The 5280-nt window shown below is 67.8% G+C and carries 7 protein-coding genes; all 7 read right to left on the reverse strand.

The features are described 5' to 3' along the window. The coding region (locus AC1DYI_RS25500; protein WP_477206933.1) for an SDR family NAD(P)-dependent oxidoreductase at positions 1 to 525 on the reverse strand (525 nt) is incomplete at its 3' end. Then, entirely contained in the window at positions 525 to 959 is a 435-nt protein-coding gene (locus tag AC1DYI_RS25505) for a VOC family protein (protein WP_477206934.1), read from the reverse strand. The genes AC1DYI_RS25505 and AC1DYI_RS25500, both read right to left, overlap by 1 nt. Next, positions 959 to 1579: a LysE family translocator gene (locus AC1DYI_RS25510; protein ID WP_477206935.1), complete on the reverse strand. Its 621-nt coding sequence runs from the start codon at positions 1577 to 1579 to the stop codon at positions 959 to 961. The genes AC1DYI_RS25505 and AC1DYI_RS25510 overlap by 1 nt, the downstream gene beginning before the upstream one ends. A gap of 4 nt (positions 1580 to 1583) precedes the next feature. Continuing rightward, positions 1584 to 2009 (reverse strand): GFA family protein, encoded by a 426-nt coding sequence (locus AC1DYI_RS25515; protein ID WP_477206936.1) that lies wholly within the window; start codon positions 2007 to 2009, stop codon positions 1584 to 1586. A gap of 10 nt (positions 2010 to 2019) precedes the next feature. Continuing rightward, positions 2020 to 2940 carry a DMT family transporter gene (locus AC1DYI_RS25520; protein WP_477206937.1) on the reverse strand — a complete coding sequence of 307 codons (921 nt, stop codon included), beginning with the start codon at positions 2938 to 2940 and terminating at the stop codon, positions 2020 to 2022. After that, positions 2937 to 3887, reverse strand: a complete 951-nt coding sequence (locus tag AC1DYI_RS25525) for a GNAT family N-acetyltransferase (protein ID WP_477206938.1) — start codon at positions 3885 to 3887, stop codon at positions 2937 to 2939. Before AC1DYI_RS25525 ends, AC1DYI_RS25520 begins: the two co-directional genes overlap by 4 nt. A gap of 211 nt (positions 3888 to 4098) precedes the next feature. After that, on the reverse strand, positions 4099 to 5280 hold a 1182-nt coding region (locus AC1DYI_RS25530; RefSeq protein ID WP_477206939.1), incomplete at its 5' end, for a gamma-glutamyltransferase family protein.

Genomic DNA, 5280 nt, shown 5'->3' on the forward strand with positions numbered 1-5280 from the left:
GGCCAGGCGCGGCTGGCGTGCGAGACCGGCGACGAAGCCCGTCAACCCGCTGCGCGCGCCGTTGGACAAGCCCAGCGTGTCGATCGGCGCCTTCACCGCGGCCGAGGTGATGTTGACGACGCGGCCGAAACCGCGCTGCGCCATCGCATCGACAGTCGCCTTGATCAGCGCGATCGGCGTCAGCATGTTGGCGTCGAGCGCGGCAATCCATTGCTCGCGGTCCCACTCGCGAAAGTCGCCCGGCGGTGGCCCACCGGCGTTGTTGACCAGGATGTCGACCTGCGGCGCTGCGGCCAGCGCCGAGGCGCGGCCCTCTTCGGTGGTGATGTCGCCGGCCACCGGCCGCACGACGACGTTCGGGTTCAGCTTGCGCAGCTCGGCCGCGGTTTCGTGCAGCGCCTCGAGGCCACGCGCGGTGATCACCACGTTGACGCCCTCGCTCACCAGCGCCTTCGCGCAGCCCTTGCCCAGGCCTTTGCTGGCCGCGCAGACCAATGCCCATTTGCCCTTCAGCCCGAGGTCCATCACTGCTCCTTGTTGTCGTCGCCTGCCGTGGCCGCAACGCGCGGCTGCAGCAGATCCCACTGGTTGCCGTACACGTCTTCGAACACCGCGACGGCGCCATAGGGCGCTTCTGTCGGGGGCCGCACGAAAACGACGCCCTTGGCACTGTAGGCCGCGTGGTCGCGTCGCAGGTCGTCGGTGTAGAGAAACAGGAACACGCGGCCACCGGTCTGGTTGCCGATGCGTGAGGCCTGCTCGTCGTTGCTCGCCTTGGCCAGCAGCAGCCGGGTCTCGCGCGCACCGGGCGGCGCAACCACGACCCAGCGCTTGTTCTGTTCGGGCACGAAACTGTCTTCGACCAGGCTGAAGCCCAGTGTGCCGACATAGAAGGCAATCGCCTCGTCGTAGTCGCGCACGACCAGCGAGACCAGGCCGATGGATTGGCGAGCCGCCATCAACGCCTCGCCTCACGCAACGTGGACCACAGCAGGCCCACGCCCAATGCCCCCAGCGCGGCGCCGGCCAGCCGACCGACAACGCCACGCTGCGCCGCATAGCCGGCCCGCACGCGCTGTCGCGAGAAGGCATAGGCCAACCCCAGATGCCAGACCAACGCGTTGCCCACCACCAGCGCCACCGAAGCGGCCAGCACCGCGGCGCTCGGCTGCGCCGGCAGCGCAGCGGAGAACACGCTACCGAAGAACAGCGCCGACTTGGGGTTGGACAGGTTGGTCAGCAGCCCGAGGCGAAACGCGCGCCAAGCCGGCAGGTCGCGTGGCTCACTCGAGGGCGCCGCTTGCGCCCGCCACAGTCGCGACGCGATGTACAGCACGTACAGCGCGCCGGCGATCTGCAGCACCAACCGCACCGTCGGGAAGGCGACGAACACCGCGTTGACGCCCAGCACCGCGGCCGTCGCCCAGATGGCCGCGCCGGCCGCCACGCCCAGCGCCGCGCGCATCGCCGCACGCTGCTGCCCACTGGCCGACAGTTGCGACACCAGCAGCACGTTGGCGCCCGGCGTGATGAGTGCGGCCACGTGCAGCAGCCAGATCGTGATGAAAGTGCTCAGCATCGTGTCAAGCCTCGGTGAATTCGACATCGGCGATCCAGCCGCGCCGGCGCCGCGCCAACCGCGTGGCTTCGTCTTCGCCGTCGAAACTGGCCGGCGAGCGTCTCAACATTTCAGAGGGCACGCCTTCGAAGGTGTTGACGTTGACGACCGCGTAAAGGCGATCGTCGAGCCGGCAAGTCACCACCGGCACGACACCGCAGCGCGTGCAGGTGTGGAAGTCGGCTGTCTTGGTGCCGAAGGTGTAGGCCGACACATGCGCGCTGTCTTGCACATGGACCTTCAAGGCGCCGGTGGGGCACGAGGTCCACACGCCACCGTGCTTGACGCAGAACGTGCAACCGCAGGCCCGCGCCGGAATCTCGGTCGGCTCGGGCGACCAGTTCAGCTGGAACGAAATGTTGCCGCAGTGGCAAGCGCCGGAAATCAGCATCCGAAACTCCTCATCGGGACCGCGCCAGCAGCCACACACCCGTCAACACCAGTGCGGTGCCGGTCACCAGCAAGGGCGTGAAGGGTTCGTTGAGGAACGCCACGCCCATCGTGATCGTGCTCATCGGGCCGATCATGCCGGCCTGCGAAGCCAGGCTGGGCCCGATGCGCTCGATCGCCATCATCACCATCCACACCGGCGCGACGGTGCACGCCGTCGCATTGAGCACCGACAGCCACAACACAGGCTCAGCCACCCGCGCCGATGCCCACGGGTTGACGATCAGGAAGTGGGCAATGCAGAACACGCAGGCCATGCAGCCCGCCCAGCCGGCCAGCCGCATCGCACCCAGGCGCTGCACCCATTCGCCGCTGAGCACCAGGTAGATCGCGTAGCTCACCGCACTGGCAAACACCAGCAGCGTGCCGGCGGCGACGCTCTGGCCTTCGAGCTTCAGTTCCTGGCCGAAGACCAGCACCACGCCGGCGTAGCTGAACGCGAGCGCCAGCACCTGTCGGCCGTTGACCTTCTTGCCCAGGAACAGCGCCGACAGGGCCAGCACGATCGTCGGGTTGAGGTAGAGGATCAGCCGCTCCAGGCTGGCGCTGATGAGCGCGAGGCCCATGAAATCAAGCAGGCTCGCGAGGTAGTAGCCCGAGAAGCCCAGGCCGACCAGCGCCAGCATTTCACGCCGCGTCAGCCTCGGCTTGCCGCGGCCGGCCCACCAGGCCAGCAACGCGAACAGCGGCAACGCGAACAGCATGCGGTACATGATCAGCGTGACCGGGTCGACGCCATGGCGATACGCCAGCTTGACGATCACCGCCTTGCCCGAGAACGCGATCGAGCCGCACAGCGCGAGCGCCAGCCCGGGCCAGCGGCGTGGGGCGGAAGACGGCGGCGTAACAGCAACGCTGGCAGCAGCGGTCATGCGTCGGCCGCACCCAGGCCCAGGCGCAGCGAACGCCGCGCGGCCTCGTCTTCAGGCGGGTTGCGCTGCAAGCCCCATTCGCGGTCGAAGCGCTCGAAACCGAGCGACTCGTAGATGTCGATCGCCACGTCTTCCGGGTCGGCGCACATCAGCAGCTCGGTCATGCCCCAGCGCTCGAAGCCCCAGCGGCACACGGCATGCACCAGCGCCCGGCACAAGCCGCGTCGCCGCCAAGCGGGATGCACCAGCACGTTCTGGAAACGGCCCAGTGCCCCGTCGCGCTCAGGCAGATGACGGGCCGCTCCCGAATCTGCCTGACCCCCCCGGGGGGCCTGCAGCGAAGCAGCAGGTCTGGGGGCAATCAGCAGCCCGCAATCGGCCACCAGCGTGTCACCGTGCCACAAGCCGAACCAATCACCCAGGCCCATCGCATACAGCTGGGCGAAGCGGCGCATCTGCGCTTCGCGGAAGCGGCGGTAGCCCTCGGGCTCGTGGCCTTGCGAATCAACCGACTGCAGGTCGACGAACAAGGGGATGTCGCGGCTGAAGTCGATCGGGCGCAGCCGCGGCTGCGGGTCCACATCGGCCTCGGGCTGCGCGCGCAACTGCCCCGGCATCAACCGCATCGTGGCCGTCTCGATCATTTCGAAGCCCGCCTCACGCCACGCCGGCAATGCGTCATCGGGCGGCGGCACGGTGTTCACGCCGATCGCCACATGGCGCACGCCGGGCCGGCCGGCGGCCACCTCTTCGTCGAAGCGGCGCAGCCAGTGCGCCAGGTCGGCATCGGTCGGCGTCTCGCCGATCATCAGGCAGTTGCCCCAGTAAAAGCCTTCGTTGCCGGGCGTGCGCACGACGATGCAGTCATCACGCTCGATGATCTCGCCGCCCACGCGGTGCAGCAGAAAGTCGGTCCGCCAGCCCGGGCGAAGGTCCTGGATACGCATGATCAAAGAATGGCTTCCATAGGCATGTTGGTGCCTTCAATAGCGACACTGTTCACGGCCCACGAACTCACGCACGCCTTCGCGCCACGCCAACGCCGCCCAGCCGGTGACCGGTGCCCGCAGGGGTGATTTCCCAATGAGCCCCTGCGGGCACCGGTCACCGGCGAGCACCAACCGTGGCAACGAACACCAACAACGCGACACACCACGCTCAGAACCCCACCGCCGCACCATCCCGCCTTGAGTCGCTCGCCGCCACATAGCCCTCGACACCCGGGTCACCCTGCCGCCAGATGAACTGGCCGGCGCCGAAGTCCATGTAGCTGTCGTCCAGCCCCTCGAACTGATGACCCAAAGCCTGCAGCCCAGCCAACGTGTCCGGCCGCATCGACCGCTCGACGTTGAGTGACAGACCCTGGTTGAAGCGCCAGCGCGGCGCATCGCAGGCCGCTTGCGGGCTCTGGTGGTAGTCGAGCATGCGCACCAGCGTCTGCAGGTGGCCTTGCGGCTGCATGTTGCCGCCCATCACGCCAAAGCTCATCTGCGGCTCGCCGTCGCGCATCAGGAAGGCGGGGATGATGGTGTGGAACGGGCGCTTGCGGGGACTGACGACGTTAGGGTGGCGCTCGTCGAGCGTGAAGCCGTGACCGCGGTTCTGCAGGCTGATGCCGTATTGCGGCACAACGACACCGGAGCCGAAGCCCATGTAGTTGCTTTGGATGAAGCTGACCATCATGCCGCGCTCGTCGGCCGCGGTCAGGTAGATCGTGCCGCCCTTGACCGGATTGCCGGCCTTGAAGTCTTGTGCCCGCTTCGGGTCGACCAGGCGGGCGCGCTTGGCCAGGTAGGTGTCGTCCAGCAGATCCGCTGGCTTCAAGCCCATGCTCACCGGATCGCTGACGTAGCGGTAGGCGTCGGCAAACGCGAGCTTCATCGCCTCGATCTGCAGGTGCTGGCTCTCGACACCGTCGGGGTCGAGGCCGCCGATGTCGAAATGACGCAGGATGCCCAGCGCGATCAACGCAGCGATGCCCTGCCCGTTCGGCGGAATCTCGTGCAGCCGGCAGCCATGGCGGTAGTCGACTTCGATCGTGTCGACCCACTCGGGGCGGTAGTCGGCGAGGTCAGCCTCGCTCATCGCACCACCCTGCTCCTTGGCCTGGCGCGCGATCGTCGCGCCAATCTCGCCGCGGTAGAAAGCTTCGGCTTTCGATTCGGCAATCAGCCGCAACGCCTTGGCCGCCGCCGGCAGACGAAACAGCTCGCCAACCTCGGGCGCGCGGCCGCGCGGCAAGAAGGTCTCGGCGAAGCCGGGCTGACTGACCAGCTCGTGCACACGCGAGGCCAACGTCCATTTCTGCTGCACGATCACCGGCACCGCATAGCCGCGCTC

This window comes from Ideonella sp. P3_A4, assembly GCF_056403075.1.